The sequence below is a fragment of the Weissella sp. DD23 genome (assembly GCF_001579105.1).
In the GTDB taxonomy this organism is placed as follows: domain Bacteria; phylum Bacillota; class Bacilli; order Lactobacillales; family Lactobacillaceae; genus Weissella; species Weissella cibaria.
The window spans coordinates 1-380 of the sequence record NZ_KQ970488.1; the positions used below are offsets into that span (position 1 = coordinate 1).

The following is a 380-nucleotide window of genomic DNA, read 5'->3' on the forward strand; positions in this document are numbered from 1 at the left end:
CAAGGGACCTTCTGGCACTTGCATCGCCCTTAAGCGTTCGACCAAAAGTTCACCGGCGTGATCATGTTCAACAACGCGATAACCAAATGACAAAATTTTGTGATCCAACGGTAAAGCTGTCACCGTAAATTTGTCAGTCCGCAGTACCTCACCACCTTCATTTGGTAGTTCGACAAACTTCAATGGATACGTTAAATGCGTTTGTGCCACGCGAAGACTCGTTTCCACGAATTGCTTAATCCCATGGGGACCATAAATCACCAATTCTTCTTCGCCGCCCTGAAATGAACGGGAAGACAACAAGCCTGGTAGTCCATAAATGTGATCACCGTGCAAATGGGTGACAAAAATCTTATCCACCTTCCGTGGACGAATCGTTG

Annotated in this window: 1 protein-coding gene; it reads right to left on the reverse strand. The window is 46.3% G+C overall.

Annotation, left to right across the window (positions count from 1 at the left end; all coding sequences use genetic code 11):
- On the reverse strand, positions 1-380 hold a 380-nt coding region (locus WEIDD23_RS12390), incomplete at both ends, for an MBL fold metallo-hydrolase (RefSeq protein WP_156469687.1).